The sequence below is a fragment of the Cellulomonas jepli genome (assembly GCF_047229345.1).
Classification (GTDB): Bacteria; Actinomycetota; Actinomycetes; order Actinomycetales; family Cellulomonadaceae; genus Cellulomonas_A.
On record NZ_JBFTER010000039.1, the window covers coordinates 1 to 17,497 of the forward strand.

The following is a 17,497-nucleotide window of genomic DNA, read 5'->3' on the forward strand; positions in this document are numbered from 1 at the left end:
GTCGACGTGCTGCGCGACCGCTCCGGAGAACACGGCGAGCTCGTCGATGATCAGCACCTCGACGGGCGTGGACCACGGCGCCGTCGCGCCCGCGCGTGCAGACGGCCCACCGGGCGCCGCCGGTCACGTGGCGCTCGAGGTAGCCCTCAACGTCGTCGAGCCGGTCGGCGCTGACGACCAGGACGTCGGCGGCCTCGGCGAACTCGCGCTGGAACGGCGCCCGCCCGTCGTCGTCGTGCACGTCGCACCACAGCGGGACGCCGGCGGCGCGGACGAGCGGGATCAGCTCGCGGCTGTGCCCCGCCAGGTCGAGGACGACGGCGTCGGCGCCAGCCAGCGCGGCGTGCACGGTCGCGGGGGCCGGCCCGGGCTCGGGCGGCAGGTCGAGGTAGACGGAGAGCCGCCCGCCGTCGTCGGCCATCAGGTTGAGGTGCCGCTCGCTCGGTCCCGGGAGCGGGTCGGCGACGAGCTCCAGCCCCGGCTGCGACAGTGCGCCACGGATGCGGCCGCCGGCGTCGTCGTCGCCGAGCGCGGTGCGCAGGGTCACGTCGACCCCGAGCCGCGCGAGGGTCAGCGCCTTCCCGGCGGACGTCCCGCCCAGCGCGTCGCGGTGCCCGGCGGCGAAGAGGGTCTGGGGTCGGGCGTCGGGCAGGGCGGCGACCCGGACGAGCGTGTTCCAGCTCGCGGGGCCGTGGACGAGGACACGGGGCATGCGCGCACGCTACCCACGACCGGCAAGCTGGGGCGCCGGGGACGACCCCTTGACCTGCGGTGACACGTGCCGCTAGCGTCCGCGCGTCGGACATCTCGGTCACGCGTCCAGCCCCTGCTGCTCATCGTCGAGCGGCCGAGGACGCGCCGTGGACCGCCGACCCGTCCCCAGGAAGCAGGTCCTCCCATGACACTGCCACAGTCAGAGAGCGCTCTCTCGGTGCCTCGCCGCACCGGCCGACGCCTGCGCACACGGCTCACCGTCGGCCTCGTCGCGCTCGCGACCCTCGCGTCCGGTCTCGGCGTGGCGGGCAGCGCCGCTGCCGGTCCGGTCCCCGCCCACCGCGGCGGGTCCGGCCTCCCGGACCTCGGCGTGAACGTCAAGGTCTTCGACCCGAGCATGCCCACGAGCGAGATCCAGGCGACGGTCGACGCGATCGCCGCCCAGCAGGTCGACAGCGAGATGGGCACCGGGCGGTACGCGCTGCTGTTCGAGCCGGGCACGTACGGCACCCCGGAGGAGCCGCTGGTCTTCCAGGTGGGCTACTACACCGAGGTCGCGGGGCTCGGCCAGTCGCCCACCGACGTCACGATCAACGGGCACGTCGACGTCTACAACCGGTGCCTCACCGCCGACAACTGCATCGCGCTCGTCAACTTCTGGCGGTCCATGTCGAACCTCACGATCAACGTCGCGGGCGGCCAGGACTGCCGGGCGGCCGGCAACTTCTGGGCCGTCTCGCAGGCCTCGCCGATGCGCCGCGTGAACATCACGGGCGGCAGCCTGACCCTCATGGACTTCTGCACCGGCGGCCCGCAGTACGCGAGCGGCGGGTTCATCGCCGACTCGAAGACGGGGCCCGTCACGAACGGCTCGCAGCAGCAGTTCCTCGTGCGCGACAGCACGATCGGCGAGTGGTCCAACGCGGTCTGGAACCAGGTGTTCGCGGGCGTCGAGGGCGCGCCGGAGCAGACGTTCCCCGACCCGCCGTACACGACGCTGCCGACCAACCCGGTCAGCGTCGAGAAGCCCTACCTCTACCTCGACGCGCGCAAGGGCTACCAGGTCTTCGTCCCGAGGGCCCGCACCGACTCCTCGGGGACGACCTGGGAGGACGGCCCGACCCCCGGCCGCGCGATCCCGCTGCGCGACTTCTTCGTCGCGACGCCCGCGGACAGCGCCCGCACGATCAACCGCGAGCTCGCGCGCGGCAAGCACCTGCTGCTCACCCCGGGCGTCTACGCGATCGACCGGACGCTCGAGATCAAGCGTGCCAACACCGTCGTGCTCGGCCTCGGCATCGCGACCCTCACCGCCGTCGACGGCGTCGTCCCCGTGCGGGTCGCCGACGTCCGCGGCGTCGACGTCGCCGGCATCATGATCGACGCGGGCGAGGTCAGCTCCCCGGTGCTGCTGCAGGTCGGCTCGAAGCACGGCGCGCACCGCGGCGGTCACGGGCACGCCGACCGCCGGTCGAACCCGACCACGCTGCACGACGTGTTCTTCCGCATCGGCGGACCGCACGTCGGCCGGGCCGAGGTCAGCCTCGAGGTCAACAGCGATGACGTCCTGCTCGACAACATCTGGGCGTGGCGCGCCGACCACGGCGAGGGGGTCGGCTGGGACCTCAACACCGGGGCCACCGGCGTGGTCGTCAACGGCGACGACGTCACCGCGACCGGTCTGTTCGTCGAGCACTACCAGAAGTACAACGTGATCTGGAACGGCGAGCGCGGCCGCACGATCATGTTCCAGAACGAGCTGCCGTACGACCCGCCGAACCAGGCGGCGTGGCAGCACGACGGCGTCCTCGGCTGGGCGGCCTACAAGGTGTCCGACCGGGTGCGGCAGCACGAGCTCTGGGGCGGCGGGGCGTACGTCTACACGAACGTCGACCCGACGATCCACGCGACCCGCGGCTTCGAGGTGCCCGACCGGCCCGGCGTGCGGCTGCACAACATCATGACCGTGCAGCTCGGGGCGGGGACGGTCGACCGCGTCGTCAACGACACCGGTGCCCCGGTGAACGGCGACGCGATCGGCGTGCCGAGCTTCGTGGTCAGCTACCCCTGACCCGCGACGCCCGACCCGGCGCCCGGCCGACCGCGAGCTGCGGCCGGCCGGGCGCGACCGCCCGGTAGCCTGGCGCACGCGGGCCAGTAGCTCAGCCGGTCAGAGCAGCGGACTCATAATCCGTCGGTCGTGGGTTCAAGCCCCACCTGGCCCACCGGTGCCGCCGCTCGTGCGCGGCGCGCGCACCCCCTCGTCCGGCGTCGACCGCGGACACGCGAACGGCCCCGCCCCCCGGCAGGGGGGGCGGGGCCGTGCGCCGTGCGGTCAGGGCAGGTCGCCCCGACGTCGTGCGGGTTCGTCCCGGGCCGTCAGGACGCGGTGCAGGTCGCGGTCGCGCCGGTCGGGGCCGGACCGCTGCCGAGGAACCCGGCCGTGGTGGTGGCGCCCGCAGCGAGCCTGCCGTTGTAGTCCTCGCTGGTGACGGTGCTGCCGGACAGCTTCCCGTTCCAGGCCTGCGTGATCGTCGCGCCGTTCACGGTGGCCTTCCAGCCGTTGATCGCCGCCGAGCCGGCCTTGATCGTGATCGTGCCCTGGTAGCCGTTGCCCCAGCTGCTGGCGACGGAGACCGTGGCCGTGCAGGCGCCGGTGGGCTGCGGGGTCGCCGTGGGCGTCACCGTCGGGGTGGGCGTGGGGTTCGGCGTCACGGTCGGGGTCGGCGTGGGCGTCGGGGTGACCGTCGGGGTCGGCGTGGGCGTCGGAGTCGTCGTGCCGCCGCCGATGTTGATGTCGCTGCACAGGTAGTACGGCTGGTCGAGGTGGCTCGCCTGCCAGATCGTGAACAGCACCGCGCGGCCGGTGTGGGCGCCGAGGTCGACGTCCGCCTGGTACTTGCCGGCCGGCGCGTACCGACCGGTCTGCGTGACGAGGTCGAGGTCCTCCCAGCCCAGCCGCTCCGTGGTGGGGTCGAAGCCCGCCTTGGAGACGTAGATGCGCAGGTAGTCGGCGCCGTGCTGCGCGCCGTCCGTGAGCGTCAGCGTGAACTTCTGCGGGACGCCCTTGGCGACCCAGTTCCCCGGCGTGTCCATGTAGTCGTACCGCGGCGAGAACGTGCGCCCGCCGCTGCAGAGCTGGCCGCTGGGGATCGTCGCCTCGTGCCGGCCGCCGACGCCCTCGCGGTAGAGACCGTTCCAGTTCCACATCGCGTTGGGGTCGTGCTGCCACGCACCCCAGCACATCGGGTCCTTCTGCTGCATCGTCGGGTCGAGGTGGTTGTCGCCCCAGCGCTCGAGGCACCCGTAGTTGCGCGTGGGCGGGTCGGTGACGGAGCCGTGGGCCGCGGCGGGCGGGGCCATGACCGCGACCGCGACGAACGGCGCGACCAGGGCGAGGGGGAGTGCGAGGGCGAGCCTGCGCAGACGGGGGCGTACGGACATGCATCCTCCAGGTGCTCGGGTGAGCGGACCGGAGCGGGACGGCGAGGGGCGCCGCACCTGACGCGGGACGCTCGCACCACGATGTGCCGACGTGCCCCGCGCGACAGTGCCTCCCAGCTCCTGGGCCGGTTCGCTGTCGACGGTGACACCGGCCCCGGGGGAGCGGAAGCACCCGAAGCGTTTATGCGACGGAGCCGGACGGGCCCGGTCGAGCCGGGACGAGCCCGGACGAGCGCGGGGCGACGCGGCGTGCGGCGGTCAGCCCTTCGGCGCCTGCGCGTGGAAGCCCTCGGCCTGCGTGCCCTCGTCGGCGACGCGCACCCCGTACCGGTACGACAGCTTGCCGCCGAGCCAGCCCGACGCCCCGAGGATCCCCAGCGCGATGAGGGAGAGCACGAGCGGGACGGTGCTGGTCGCGTCGCCGTCCTCCGCCTGGCGCAGCCCGAGGTTCACGGCGTAGAGCACGACGACGACGACGTTCAGCGTCATGTGCGTCAGGGCGGTCCGGTGCGCCTTGGTCCGCTGCGGGATGGTCATGAGGTCGAGGAAGCCGACGACGGCGGCGAGCAGCGCCCCGACGATCCCGATGCCGATGAGCCACGTCGCGCCGGTGACGAACGCCGAGCCGTCGGTCGTGATGCGCGAGACGAGGTCGAACACGAGGCTCGCGACCCAGGCGCCGATCGGCACCGTGACGAGGATCGGGTGGAACGGGTGACCGTACGGGCCGGCGAGGGCGTTGCGTGGCTGCTTGGCGCGGGAGGGCGAGCTGGTCGTCACGAGCGTCTCCTTCGGGTCCCGGTGTGCGTGCACGCCGAGTATCGCCCGGAGGGACGCCGACCGCAGGGGGAGCGGCGGCGTCGCGGCAGGTCAGGGCAGCGGACCGAGGTCCGGCGGACGTCGCAGGTGGGCGCCCTGCCCGACGGCGTGCGCCTCGCGGAGCCACCCGACGAACGTGTCGTCGAGGTCGGTCTCGTCCCGCAGGAGGTACTGGTGCACGAACAGCCGGGCGGTGTACGGGGTCACGTTCGTGATGCGCGGGTCGTCGGGCAGCGTGCGGGTGAGGTCGAGGTAGCCGCGGAGGCCGCGCGAGGCGGGCCGCGCACCGGCGAACCCGCGGCGCGCGCCGACGAACGTGACCGTGGTCCGGGAGACGCTGCGGTGCACGTCGCCCAGGCCCAGCAGGAGCTCCTCGACGCGGCGGTACAGCGCGACGTGCTCCGGCGCCGCACCCGCCAGGTGCTCCTCGACCGTCCACTCGTGCGCGTCCGACATCCCGCAACGGTAGGACGGAGCACCGACACGACGGTCGGCGCCAGGGGTCTGCGGCGGCGGTCAGCGGGCGGCGGTCAGCGCCCGGGGCCTGCGGCCTCGACCGGCTCCGACCCGAGCGAGTGCCCGAGCAGCGCGCCCGCCTCGGCGCCGGGCAGCGCCCGCGCGTAGAGCCAGCCCTGCGCGTTCGCGCACCCCATGGACCGCAGCCGGTCCGCCTGCGAGGTCGTCTCGACGCACTCGGCGACGACCTCGATGCCGAGCACCCGGCCCATCTCGACGATGATCCGGACGAGCTCCGTGGTCTGCTCGACGACCTCGAGCTCGCGGATGAACGCGCCGTCGATCTTGAGCGCGTCGACGGGGAAGGTCCGCAGCGCGTTGAGCGAGGACTGCCCCGTCCCGAAGTCGTCGATGTGCAGCCGGACGCCGAGCGCCCGCAGGTCCGTCATGACCTTCCGCGCGACGGCGGGGTCGGCCATGATGACCGACTCGGTGATCTCGAGGATCAGGCTGCGGGCGGGCACGCCGTGCCGGGCGAGCGAGTCGGTCACGGTCCGCAGCAGCGCGGGCGCCCAGAACTCGCGGTGCGAGAGGTTGACGGCGACCGCGACCGCGCCCCGGTAGTCCTGGGACCACGCGGCGATCTGCCGGCACACCTCGTCGACGACCCAGCTGCCGAGCGTCACGATCGTGGCGTTGTCCTCCATCGCGGCGAGGAAGTCACCGGGCAGCAGGAGCCCGCGCTCGGGGTGCTCCCAGCGCACCAGGGCCTCGAAGTGCTCGAGCCCCGACCCGTCGAGCGGCACGACCGGCTGGTAGTGCACCACGAACTCGCTGCGGGCGAGGGCGGTGCGCAGCTCGCCGCGTGCCCGCAGCCGCACCGTGGCACGCACGTGCATCGTCGGGTCGAACACCGACGCCGAGCCGCGCTCGCTGCCCTTGGCGTCGTACATCGCGATGTCCGCGTCGCGCAGCACGTCCTCGGGGTCGGTGTACTCCCCGGACGACGTGGCGACCCCGACGCTCGCCGTGACCTCGACCTCGTGGCCCGCGAGCTCCACGGGTGCCGAGATCCGCTCCTGGATGCGCTGCGCGATCGCGAGCAGCTCGTCGGGCTCGGGCTCCGCCAGCAGTACCGCGAACTCGTCGCCCCCGAACCGCGCGGCCGTGTCGACGGCGCGGACCTGGGTCTGCAGGCGCTCGGCGACCGCGAGCAGGAGCTGGTCGCCCATGAGGTGGCCGAGCGAGTCGTTGACGAGCTTGAACCCGTCGAGGTCGAAGAACAGGACCGCGAACCTCGACCCGGGGTCGCGGCGGTGCTGCTCGACCGCGGACGCGAGGCGCTCGAGGAAGAGCCGCCGGTTCGGCAGCCCGGTCAGGTGGTCGTAGAGCGCCGCCGCGCGCAGCTGCTCCTCGAGCTCCTTGCGCGGGTGGATGTCGCTGAGCGAGCCGACGAGCCGGGCCGCCCGTCCGGAGGGCCCGGCGGCGACGCCGAGCCCGCGGCTCAGCAGCCAGCGGTACGTCCCGTCGGGCCGGCGGAGGCGGTACTCGACCTCGACGGGGACCTCGGGGGCGTCGACCGCCTGCGCGAACGACGCGCGCACCCGCTCCTGGTCCTCCGGGTGGGTCACCTCGGTCCAGCGCTCCATGCGAGCAGGCGCGTCGGGGTCGAGCCCGAGGAGCTGGCGGCCCCGGGGCGAGACGTACATGGCGCGCGTCGCGACGTCGAGCTCCCAGAGGCCGTCGTTCGCGGCTCGCGCGGCGTGCGCGTAGCGGGCCTCGCTCGCGCGTGCGCTGAGCGCGAGCTCCTCGCCCTCGAGCACCGAGCCCAGCAGCGTGGCCCAGTGGTGGTACGCCTCGTGGCTCGACCGGGAGTTCACGACCCCGAGGACGGCGAGCAGGCCCCAGCGCCGCGCCGGGGTCCGGACGGGCACGACGAGGCACACCTCACCCTGTGTTCCGTCGGCGGCCCCGACGAGGTCCGACGGCGGGAACCTGCGCGAGTCGAGCTCCTCGCCGACGTGGTGGTCGAGGAACCCGTCCGGGTCGTGCACGCCCGCGAGCCGCAGCGGCGCACCGGGGGCCGCGTCGTCCCACAGCGCGAGCAGCCCCGCACGTGAGTGCGTCTGCGCGAGCCAGCCGAGCCCCCGCGCCGCGTCGGCGTCCGCGCGCAGCAGCGCCGCCGCGACGTCGGACCCCTCGAGCACGTGCTGCGCGAGGACGTGCGACTGCTGCACCGAGCCGTGGTTCTGCAGCCGCCACAGCGCCGCGGCGACCCGGCTCAGCGCAGTGGTGTGCGGGCTCGCGCCCGTCGCGGTCCCCGTGCTCATGAGCCGCTGCACGTGCTCGGTGAGCACCGAGGTGATCCGGTGCAGCGCGTCGTCGCCGGGCGCGGCCCCGCGCATCAGCGCGAGCAGACCGTCGAGGTCCGTCTCGGTGAGGTCGTCGCCGCGCTGCAGGAGGCGCTCGAGCTCGTCGGCGAGCGCGGCGGTCGCGTCGGGGGCGACGGTGCCCGGATGCCGCCCGGCGAGCAGGGTCGACAGGGTGCGGTGGAGGTCGCCCGGCTGCACGGGCACGCCGGCGAGCCGGGACGCGGGCGCGGGTCGGCTGGTGAGCACGTCGTCGCGGCACCCGCACGAGCCGCGGGGGACGACGACGGTGGCCGCGGCGACGTGGCTGCCCGCGGGCACGTGCTCGCCGCGCAGGGCGCGCATGACGAGCGAGCCGGCCAGCGCGCCCACCTCGTCGAACCGTTGGTGCACGCTCGACAGGCTCGGCGTCGCCCAGGCGCCGTGCTCGACGTTGTCGAAGGCGAGGACCGCGACGTCCTCGGGCACGCGCACGCCCGCGGCGGCGAGCCCGCGGACGAGCCCGATGGCGTTGTGCCCGGACGCGGTGACCACCGCGTCGGGCCGCTCGGGACGGGCGAGCAGCTCCCGGGCGGCGTCCACGCCCGCGGCCTCCGACCAGTCCCGCGCCACGACGAGCAGCTCCTCGCGCGGGATGAGCCCGTGCGCGGCGAGCGCGTCGCGGTACGCGACGTGGCGCTCCTGGTAGTCGTACTGCCGGAGGTCGCCGACGAAGCCGATCCGGGTGTGGCCGTGCGCGCGCAGGTGCTCGACGGCGGCGTGGATGCCGCCGTGGTTGTCGGGCAGCGCGACGGGCGCCTCGACGCCGTCGACCCGCTGGCTCGTGAGCACGACGGGCTTGCCGAGCACGAGCATCCGCTCGAGGAAGGCCGCGCTCGCGCTGAGGGCGATCGTGACGACCGCGTCGGCCTCGTCCCAGCCCACGGACAGCGCGGTCTCGCCGACGACCGTCTCGTCGAGCTCGGGCTGCTCCGGTGCGGTCTGGGCCACCACGACGCGACCGCCCTGCGCGGTGACCTCCCGCACCAGCCCCGCCAGGAGCTCACCGTGGTAGAACCCGCCGATGTGGCGCGCGAGCGCGAGGACGGTCCAGGTGTGCGGCACGTGACTCCTCCGGCTGCGAGCCACGTGTGGGCTCCTCGGGAGGACCATCGGCACCCGCCGCGGCGACTTGAGCGGAGAGCCGCAGGTCAGGGGCCGTGCGGAGCGACGTGACGGGCCACGGCGGGGGTCGCGCGGACCGGTCGTCGGGCGTCGGTGCGGTCGACGTCGGGTCACGTGTGGCGGTCGCAGCGGTCGGCACGCGTGACGCGCGTCTCGACGGCGCTCGGGTGCGGACAGCGTTCGGGCGCCTCACCCGCACAAGATGAGGCGCCCGTCACCCGCCGTGGTCACCTGGCGACCCGCCCCGCTCGCGCCTGGGCGTTGGGTCAAGGGTAGGACGAATCCGCCGGGAGGGCGAGGGATCGTCACGCACTCGTCTGCTGCGGCCCAACCGAAGCTCTCCCGGCGGTCAGGATGCACGGGCCGGCCGGGCATGTTATATGCGCCGTCGAAGCGCATCGATTCACCCGATCGGCCCCCAGGGTGGTTCGTTTCACCCTCGGGGGGTTGTTGCGAAGTTGTCCGGGTTCATGCATAGTTGAGGACGTCAGCGAGAAACGGCAAACCCGCCGCAAGGTGGGGACGCAAAGCCACGGGGCCTCAGGGGTCAGCCGAGCTACCGAACGACAGGAGAGTTGCCATCATGGCCATCACCACCCCCAACCGTTCCGAGTCCACCTCGATGCCGGGCGCTCTGCTCACCCCGGGTGAGGTCGCAGCGATGTTCCGGGTCGACCCGAAGACCGTCACGCGCTGGGCGCAGGCCGGCAAGCTCTCGGCGGTCCGGACGCTCGGTGGGCACCGCCGCTTCCACGAGAACGAGGTCCGCCAGCTCCTCACGGGCGTGCCGCAGCAGCGTTCCGACGTCTGAGGTCTCGGCCGCGCGTCACGCACAGCTTCTCGCCGAAAGGCCCGGGGAAATGTTCCCCGGGCCTTTTGTCGTGCACGTGTCCAATTCACGTGACCTCGGTCACTCGAATGGCGCAGCGCTTCTCTCCCGCCGCAGGTGCACCGGGGACGGCAGAGCCGAAGGGCGCGAGGGTGCCGGGCCGACGGCGGCGGGAGGCTCCCAGCGGGCCTGCGCGGTCCACACCTCCGACCGCTGGAGTGCCCGAGTCGGACAGCCCCGCATGAAACAATCGTGGGCATGGCGATGAGAGAGATCCGCACGGTCGGCGACCCGGTCCTGCGCACCCCCTGCGACCCGATCACGACCGTCGACGACCGGGTGCGCTCCCTCGTGACGGACCTGCTCGAGACCGTCGACCACGAGGGTCGGGCCGGCCTCGCCGCCAACCAGATCGGCGTCGGGCTCCGCGCCTTCTCGTGGAACATCGACGACGAGATCGGCTACGTGCTGAACCCCCGCATCGTGGAGCTGTCCGAGGACTACCAGGACGGCGACGAGGGCTGCCTGTCGGTGCCCGGCCTCTGGTACCCGACGAAGCGCGCCTGGTACGCCCGGGTCGTCGGCGAGGACCTCGACGGCAAGGAGGTCGTCGTCGAGGGCACCGAGCTCATGGCCCGCTGCCTGCAGCACGAGGTGGACCACCTCGACGGGTACCTCTACCTCGACCGGCTCGAACGGTCCGTGCGCAAGAAGGCGATGCGCGCGATCCGCGACCAGCTCTGACGCGGGTCCCCGCGCCGGAGCGGGGTGACGGCCACGACCGCGGGCCGGGTCTCGCCCCGCGGTCCCGGCGCGCGATCCCGACGTTTCAGGGCGAACCATGACCGATCGCCACCCGGACCGTTGCACGTCCGGGTGGCGGGGCCGGATTCGCTGGCGTCCGACCAGCCGGATCATGCATGCTGTCACCAGCACGCCGCGAGGCCGTGGTGCACTCCCGTCTGCGGGACGAGGTCGTTGGGGAAGACGAACCTCGAGCCGTCAGGAGGGCGACATGGCAGGTGCGATCACCCGCGGTGTACTTTTCGTGCACTCAGCGCCACGTGCGCTCTGCCCCCACATGGAGTGGGCGGCAGGCAACGTGCTGGGCACACGCGTGTCCCTGGACTGGACGCCGCAGCCTGCGGCGCCGGGGATGTACCGGGCGGAGCTGTCCTGGCAGGGTGCCCAGGGGACGGGCGCGCGCCTGGCCTCGGCGCTGCGCGGGTGGACCCACCTGCGCTACGAGGTGACCGAGGAGTCGAGCCACGGCACCGACGGCTCGCGCTGGAGCCACACGCCCGAGCTCGGCATCTTCCACGCCCAGACCGACGTGCACGGCAACGTCGTCGTGCCCGAGGACCGCATCCGTGCCGCCCTCGTGCACGCGGCGGACCCGGCACGCCTGCGCGCCGAGCTGGACCTCGCGCTCGGGCAGGCGTGGGACGACGAGCTCGAGCCGTTCCGCTACGCCGGCGCCGGCGCGCCCGTGCGCTGGCTGCACCGGGTCGGCTGAGCGGCCGGCGACGGCCGGGCCGCGACGGCCGCACGAACGACGACGCCCGGCCACCGCGCCCTCACGGGGAGCGGTGGCCGGGCGTCGTCGTGCCGTGGCCGGAGACGGCGTGCCGGGGTCAGGCCGTCGTGACCACGAGGGCGACGTTGTGGCCGCCGAACCCGAACGAGTTGTTGACCGCGGCGAGCTGACCGTCGGCCGGCAGGGCCCGCGGCGTGTCGCGCACCAGGTCGAGCACGAGCTCGGGGTCCGGGTCCGAGACGTTGATCGTCGGGGGAGCCGTGCGCTCGTGCAGCGCGAGCACCGTGAAGATGGTCTCGAGCGCGCCCGCGCCGCCGAGCAGGTGACCCGTCATCGACTTCGTGGCCGAGAGCGCGACCTGGTCCGCGGCCGAGCCGAGCACGTCGCGGACGCCGCGCGCCTCGATGAGGTCGCCGACCACCGTCGAGGTGGCGTGCGCGTTGACGTGCCGCACGTCGGCGGGGTCGATCCCGGCGTCCGTGAGCGCCGAGCGCATCGCGGAGATCTGACCGCGCCCCGAGGGCTCGGGGGACGTCAGGTGGTACCCGTCGGCGGACAGACCGACGCCGGCGATCTTCGCGTAGACCCGCGCGCCGCGGGCGGCCGCGTGCTCAGCGCTCTCGAGCACCACGATGCCGGCACCCTCGCCGAGCACGAACCCGTCACGACCGGTGTCGTACGGCCGCGACGCGGCGGCGGGGTCGTCGTTGCGCGTCGACAGCGTGCGCGACGCCGCGAACGCCGCGAGCGGCATCGGGTGGATCGCGGCCTCGGTGCCACCGGCGACGACGACGTCGGCGCGGCCCGAGCGGATCATCTCGACGGCGTACCCGATCGCCTCGGCGCCGGACGCGCACGCCGAGACCAGCGCGTGCGCACCGGCACGGGCGCCGAGCTCGAGCTCGACGTACGCCGCGGGGGAGTTGGGCATGAGCATGGGCACGGTCATGGGCAGGACGCGGCGCCCGCCCTTCTCGCGCAGCGTGTCCCACGCGTCGAGCGTTGTCCAGATGCCGCCGATGCCCGACGACACGACGGCGCCCAGGCGCTCGGGGTCGACCTCCGGGCTGCCTGCGTCGGCCCACGCCTCGCGCGAGGCGATGATCGCGTACTGCGCCGAGGGGTCCATGCGCTTGATCTCGGGGCGGGACAGGACCTCGTCGGGAGCGACCTTGAGCTGCGCGGCGAAGCTCACGGCGATCTCGTACCGCTCCGCCCAGTCGTTCGAGAGCGGGCGTGCGCCGGACTCGCCCGCGAGGGCGGCCTGCCAGGTGCTCGGGACGTCACCACCGAGGGGAGTGGTGGCGCCGAGGCCGGTGACGACGACGTCGGTGACGGGGCTCATGGGTGCTCCAGTTCGGGGCGGTGGCGGGAGGGACGTCCGGGCGCCCGGCCCCGGCGTGTGGTGCGCCGTGGGCGGGCCGGGCGGCCGGCTGCGTCGTGCTGCGTCCTCGGGGGAGCGCGGACCGGCGGCGTCCACCTGGACGGCGTCCGGTCGGGCTGTGCTCGGCGGTGGTGCGGGCCGAGCGGTGCTCAGCCGGCGGGGTGCCGGCCGAGCGGCGTGCTCAGGACTGGGCGCCCGAGATGAACGAGACCGCGTCGCCGACCGTGACGAGGTTCTTGACCTCGTCGTCGGGGATGCGCACGTCGAACTTCTCCTCGGCGAGGGTGACGATCGTCATCATCGACAGCGAGTCGATGTCGAGGTCGTCGGTGAAGGACTTCTCGGGCAGGACGGAGTCGGTGGGAAGGCCCGTCTCCTCGCTGACGATCTCGGCCAGTCCGGCCAGGATCTCCTGCTCGCTGTGCGCCATCGGTGTCTCCTTGGTTGGGTGCTGCTGGGACGTGCTGGGAGGTGCTGCTGAACTGTGCACGGTACCGCCGGGCGGCGGACGCACGGTCGGGCCGGTCGCGTGTCGGGAGCCCCCTGGGGCGGCGCCCGCACCGGGGTCAGGGCAGGACGACGACCTGCGCCGCGTACACGAGGCCCGCGCCGAAGCCGATCTGGAGCGCGACGTCCCCGCTCTTGACCTGGCCCTCACGGAGCAGGCGCTCGGTCGCGAGCGGGATCGAGGCCGCCGACGTGTTGCCCATGTCGGCGATGTCCCGGCCGACCGCGACGGTCTCGGGGAGCTTGAGCTGCTTGATCATCTGGTCGATGATCCGCATGTTCGCCTGGTGGGGGATGAACGCGTCGAGGTCGTCGATCGTGAGGCCGGCGGCGGCCACGGCCTTCTGCGCGATCGGCGCCATCTGCCAGACGGCCCATTTGAAGACGCTCGCACCCTCCTGGCGCAGCGTCGGCCAGCCGTGCTCGCCGGCCTCCTGCCACGAGTGCGTCTGGCGGATGAGCTGCGCCTGCCCACCGTCCGAGCCCCACACCGTCGGGCCGATGCCCGGGGTGTCGGACGGGCCGATCACCACGGCGCCCGCGCCGTCGCCGAGCAGGAACGAGATGCTGCGGTCGGTGGGGTCGATGAAGTCGCTCATCTTCTCCGCACCGATCACGAGCACGTTCCGCGCCGCACCCGACCGCACGAGCGCGTCGGCCTGGCCCACGCCGTAGCAGTACCCGGCGCACGCGGCCGAGATGTCGTACGCGGCGGCGGGGGTCGCCCCGACCCGGTCGGCGACGATCGCGGCGCCCGCGGGCGTCTGGTGGAAGTAGGTGACGGTCGAGAGGATGACCGCGTCGATGTCCGCACCCGTGAGCCCGGCGTTCGCGATCGCCTCGCGGGCCGCCTCCTCGGCGAGGTCGAGCACGTCCGTGTCCGCTTCGGCGCGCCGGCGCGTGACGATCCCGGTCCGCTGGCGGATCCACTCGTCCGAGGACTCGATGGGGCCCACGATGTCGTCGTTCGGCACGACCTTCGAGCCGCGCGCGGCGCCGAGCCCGAGGATCCGCGTGTGCGCGGGGCCGGTCGCCTGCGTGAGGGTCGGACGGGTCACGAGGCGTTCTCCTGGGTGCTCGGGGACTCGTCCGCGGTGCTCGCGGGCGAGGAGGTGTGGCGCAGCACGAGGTCGCGCGCGGCGTCCAGGTCGGCCGGGGACTTCACCGCGACCGTCTCGACCCCGCGCAGCGTACGTCGCGCGAGCCCGGTGAGGACACCACCGGGAGCGAGCTCGAGCAGGCCGGTCACGCCGAGCGCGACGAGGGTCTCCTGGCACAGGTCCCAGCGCACCGGGGCGACGATCTGCTGCGCGAGCCGTCCGAGCACCTCGGCGCCCGAGCCGTGCGGGCCGGTCGCCCCGGGCAGGTCGCCGTAGGCGCGCCCGTCGGCGTTGGACAGCAGCACGGTCCGCGGGTCGTGCGCCGCCTGGCCCGCGGCGACGGGGGCGAACGCGTCGAGCGCGGGACGCATGAACTCGGTGTGGAACGCCCCGGCCACCTGGAGCGGGATGACGCGCGCCTTGGCCGGCGGGTCAGCCGCGAGGGCCGCGAGCGCGTCGAGGTCACCGGCGGCGACGACCTGGCCGCCCCCGTTGACGTTGGCGGGCGTGAGGCCGGCGGCGGCGATCGCGGCGAGGACCTCCTCGGGGTCGCCGCCGACGACCGCGCTCATGCCGGTCGGGGTCGCGGCGGCCGCGCGGGCCATCGCGGTCGCGCGCTGCGCCACGAGACCGACGGCGTCCGCGTCGTCGAGCACCCCCGCGACCGCGGCAGCGGCGAACTCGCCCACGGAGTGGCCGGCGGTGACGTCGGCGATCTCGGGGGCCGTGTGCCCGCCGAGGCCGTCGAGCACCGCGTGGAGTGCCAGCAGCGACGTCGAGACGATGAGCGGCTGGGCGACGGCGGTGTCCCGGATCGTGTCGGCGTCCGAGGTCGTGCCGTGGGCGGCGAGGTCGAGCCCGGCGGCGCGGGAGAACCCGTCGAGGCGCGCGGCAGCCCCGTCGAGCTCGAGCCACGGGCCGAGCATTCCGGGGGACTGGGAGCCCTGGCCAGGGCAGACGATGGCGAGCACCTGTCCACTGTGCCCTGCTTGTCCCGCCGGCACGGCACACGACGCGCACCAACCTCGTCGAACGACGTTGTGCTGTTCCTACAAAGGCTCAGGAGCCGGTGGCCGACTCACCCAGACGGCCCAGCGCGAGCGCCGTCTGCAGCACGTACGCCTCCCGGGGGTCGAGCGGGTCCCAGCCCGTCACGTCGGCGACCCGGCGCAGGCGGTAGCGGACGGTGTTGGGGTGCACGTAGAGGACGCGCGCCGCGGCCTCGAGCGAGCGGCCCGCGCCGAGGTACGCCGAGAGGGTCTCGAGCAGCGAGCCGGTCGCGGCGACGAGCGGCTCGTACGCCTGCGTGACCAGCGTGCGCCGCGCGGACACGTCCCCGGTGAGGACGCGCTCGGGCAGCAGGTCGTCGGCGGGCACGGGCCGCGGGGCCTGCTCCCAGGCGGGCGCCGCGACGAGGCCGGCGAGCGCCGCGCGTGCCGAGCGGGCCGCGTCGGCGAGGTCCCGCACGACCGGCCCGATCACCACGGGCCCGGGCCCGAAGCGGGGCAGGAGCGAGGCGGCGGCGGCGCGCAGGTCCCGCTCGCCGCCGAGGATGACGACGAGCCGGTCGCCCTGGATCCCCACGAGGGCGTCGTCCGCGGCGCGGCGGGTCGTGCGCCGCAGGTCCGCGGCACGCACGTCGTCGAGCACCGAGGACGTCGTGCCGACCATGACGAGCGTCGACCCGCGGCCGCTCCAGCCGAGCGCCGCGAGCCGCGAGCGCAGCGCGTCGTCGACCTCGCCGCGGACCAGGGCGTCCACGACGAGCGCCTCGAGACGCGCGTCCCACGCGCCGCGCACCTCCGCGGCCCGGGCGTAGACCTCCGCGGCGGAGAACGCGACCTCGCGCGAGTAGCGCAGGACCGCCTCGCGCAGGTCGCGCTCACCGCCGGGCGCCGCGAGCTCGTCGCTGTGGGTCTCGACCACGTCGACGACGACCCGGACGAGCTGCAGCGTGTGCTGCAGGGAGATCGAGCGGGTCAGCTCCGGGGGAGCGGCCGCGAAGATCTCGCCCACGCCGTGCGGAGGTGTCGACCGGTCGCCGAACCACGTCACGAACGCCGTGATGCCGGCCTGCGCGACGAGCCCGACCCAGGAGCGGTCCTCGGCGGGCAGCGTGCGGTACCAGTCGAGGTCCTCGTCGAGCCGACGCATCGCCGCCGCCGCAAGGAGGCCGTTGCCGTCCCGCACGCGGCGCAGCGTCTCCGTCCCGGTCGGGCACGGTGCGTCGCCGCCTCGGGACGCGACGGGCGGCGGGGCCGCCGCCGCGGTGCGGGGCGACGTCCCGGGCTCGCGCGCCGAGGTGCGGGTGCGGGGCGGGGCCATCGGGCGAGCATACGGTCCGCCGTTGTGGGAAGTCGACAAAGACCGCGACCGCCTCGAGCGCGATTCCGGGCCTCCGCACGGGTGCGCGGGCGTGCCAGCGGATATTGTCGCCTCATGGCCCTTCTGCCCCGGCTCCGCCAGCTCATGCGACGACCGACGTCGGCATCGAGAGTGGGCGCACGGCGCCCGACCACGGCCACGCGCCGCGGGGACACCCTGCACGAGGACGCCCTGCGCTCGATGCTGAGCGACGACCCCAACAACGAGCGGGCGTTCAGCGCGCTCGCGGAGATCGTTCGCCGTCGCGCCGCCGAGACCTCGCACGACGGCGACCCGCTGAGCGCCCCGACCGACGAGAGCGAGCGCCAGCGCGCCGCCGACCTCGCGGTGTGGTCGCTCGGCGAGGAGCTCGCCGGCAACCCGCGCGCGTGGTACCCGCTGATCGAGGTCGCCCGCCTCTCCGTGCGCGACGACCACGAGGGGACGCTGCGCCGGCTCACGACCGCCGCGGAGCGCGACCCGAGCGGCCAGGCGCTCGCCGCGGGCCTCGGCGTCCTGCGCGACGCGGGGCTGCCCGTCGACGCGCTGTCGCTCGGCGTCGGTCACTGGCGTCCCCGCGAGCACGACCCGGAGATCGCGCGCCAGCTCGTCCTCGCCGCGCTCGAGGCCGACCGCCCGTTCGAGGCGAAGCAGCACCTCGCGTCGCTCGACCTCTACCCGGACGCACGCGCGGTGGCGGACCTGCGTGCCGAGCTGGGCCGGGCCATCACGCAGGCCCAGCAGCACGCGCCCGGCGCCTGACAGGCTGCCGGCCGACGACACGCGTCGCGCCGCACATCCGGCGCGACG

The 17,497-nt window shown here is 74.3% G+C and carries 15 protein-coding genes, 1 tRNA gene and 1 riboswitch; of the genes, 6 read left to right on the forward strand and 10 right to left on the reverse strand.

The features are described 5' to 3' along the window. Window positions 1-712: carbohydrate kinase family protein (locus AB6N24_RS10975; RefSeq protein WP_412869443.1), on the reverse strand; the 712-nt coding region annotated here is incomplete at its 3' end. A gap of 186 nt (window positions 713-898) precedes the next feature. On the opposite strand from AB6N24_RS10975, the gene AB6N24_RS10980 reads away from it, so the two are divergent. Continuing rightward, window positions 899-2,785 (forward strand): adenylyl cyclase, encoded by a 1,887-nt coding sequence (locus tag AB6N24_RS10980; protein WP_412869444.1) that lies wholly within the window; start codon window positions 899-901, stop codon window positions 2,783-2,785. 80 nt (window positions 2,786-2,865) lie between these two features. After that, window positions 2,866-2,939: transfer RNA gene (locus AB6N24_RS10985), tRNA-Ile, on the forward strand. Window positions 2,940-3,093: 154 nt separating this feature from the next. Here AB6N24_RS10985 and AB6N24_RS10990 read toward each other — a convergent pair. The 4 genes from AB6N24_RS10990 to AB6N24_RS11005 form a co-directional block, all read right to left on the reverse strand. Then, window positions 3,094-4,158 carry a lytic polysaccharide monooxygenase gene (locus AB6N24_RS10990; protein ID WP_412869445.1) on the reverse strand — a complete coding sequence of 355 codons (1,065 nt, stop codon included), beginning with the start codon at window positions 4,156-4,158 and terminating at the stop codon, window positions 3,094-3,096. A 258-nt stretch (window positions 4,159-4,416) separates the two neighbouring features. Then, on the reverse strand, window positions 4,417-4,938 hold the full coding sequence (locus AB6N24_RS10995; RefSeq protein WP_412869446.1) for a DUF2231 domain-containing protein: 522 nt from the start codon (window positions 4,936-4,938) through the stop codon (window positions 4,417-4,419). Window positions 4,939-5,028: 90 nt separating this feature from the next. After that, a complete protein-coding gene (locus tag AB6N24_RS11000; protein WP_412869447.1) occupies window positions 5,029-5,433 on the reverse strand; it encodes a DUF5655 domain-containing protein in 405 nt (134 codons plus the stop codon). A gap of 74 nt (window positions 5,434-5,507) precedes the next feature. Beyond that, window positions 5,508-8,906, reverse strand: a complete 3,399-nt coding sequence (locus tag AB6N24_RS11005) for an EAL domain-containing protein (RefSeq protein ID WP_412869448.1) — start codon at window positions 8,904-8,906, stop codon at window positions 5,508-5,510. 549 nt (window positions 8,907-9,455) lie between these two features. Next, a riboswitch (cyclic di-GMP riboswitch) is annotated at window positions 9,456-9,530 on the forward strand. Window positions 9,531-9,588: 58 nt separating this feature from the next. On the opposite strand from AB6N24_RS11005, the gene AB6N24_RS11010 reads away from it, so the two are divergent. From AB6N24_RS11010 to AB6N24_RS11020, 3 genes are all read left to right on the forward strand, one after another. Beyond that, a complete protein-coding gene (locus AB6N24_RS11010; RefSeq protein WP_034625178.1) occupies window positions 9,589-9,777 on the forward strand; it encodes a BldC family transcriptional regulator in 189 nt (62 codons plus the stop codon). A gap of 276 nt (window positions 9,778-10,053) precedes the next feature. Beyond that, window positions 10,054-10,539, forward strand: coding sequence for a peptide deformylase (gene def, locus AB6N24_RS11015; RefSeq protein ID WP_412869449.1), 486 nt, complete (start codon window positions 10,054-10,056; stop codon window positions 10,537-10,539). Between the two features lie 271 nt (window positions 10,540-10,810). Continuing rightward, complete coding sequence (locus tag AB6N24_RS11020; RefSeq protein WP_034625127.1) at window positions 10,811-11,311, forward strand: DUF3145 domain-containing protein; 501 nt, start codon at window positions 10,811-10,813, stop codon at window positions 11,309-11,311. Between the two features lie 118 nt (window positions 11,312-11,429). Here the strand turns inward: AB6N24_RS11020 and fabF are convergent, their stop codons facing one another. The 5 genes from fabF to AB6N24_RS11045 all read right to left on the reverse strand — a co-directional run bounded on the left by fabF (window position 11,430) and on the right by AB6N24_RS11045 (window position 16,648). Beyond that, the gene (fabF, locus tag AB6N24_RS11025) at window positions 11,430-12,677 is read right to left on the reverse strand and encodes a beta-ketoacyl-ACP synthase II (protein WP_412869450.1); all 1,248 of its coding nucleotides are present in this window, start codon (window positions 12,675-12,677) and stop codon (window positions 11,430-11,432) included. Between the two features lie 220 nt (window positions 12,678-12,897). Further along, window positions 12,898-13,146: an acyl carrier protein gene (locus AB6N24_RS11030; protein WP_258723611.1), complete on the reverse strand. Its 249-nt coding sequence runs from the start codon at window positions 13,144-13,146 to the stop codon at window positions 12,898-12,900. Window positions 13,147-13,282: 136 nt separating this feature from the next. Continuing rightward, window positions 13,283-14,281 carry a beta-ketoacyl-ACP synthase III gene (locus AB6N24_RS11035; protein WP_412869451.1) on the reverse strand — a complete coding sequence of 333 codons (999 nt, stop codon included), beginning with the start codon at window positions 14,279-14,281 and terminating at the stop codon, window positions 13,283-13,285. Continuing rightward, entirely contained in the window at window positions 14,278-15,294 is a 1,017-nt protein-coding gene (locus AB6N24_RS11040) for an ACP S-malonyltransferase (protein WP_412869452.1), read from the reverse strand. Before AB6N24_RS11040 ends, AB6N24_RS11035 begins: the two co-directional genes overlap by 4 nt. A gap of 88 nt (window positions 15,295-15,382) precedes the next feature. Continuing rightward, window positions 15,383-16,648: a PucR family transcriptional regulator gene (locus tag AB6N24_RS11045; protein WP_412869453.1), complete on the reverse strand. Its 1,266-nt coding sequence runs from the start codon at window positions 16,646-16,648 to the stop codon at window positions 15,383-15,385. A gap of 114 nt (window positions 16,649-16,762) precedes the next feature. Here AB6N24_RS11045 and AB6N24_RS11050 point away from each other — a divergent pair, with 114 nt between their 5' ends. Then, the gene (locus tag AB6N24_RS11050; RefSeq protein WP_183294496.1) at window positions 16,763-17,449 is read left to right on the forward strand and encodes a hypothetical protein; all 687 of its coding nucleotides are present in this window, start codon (window positions 16,763-16,765) and stop codon (window positions 17,447-17,449) included. Window positions 17,450-17,497 lie beyond the last annotated feature (48 nt).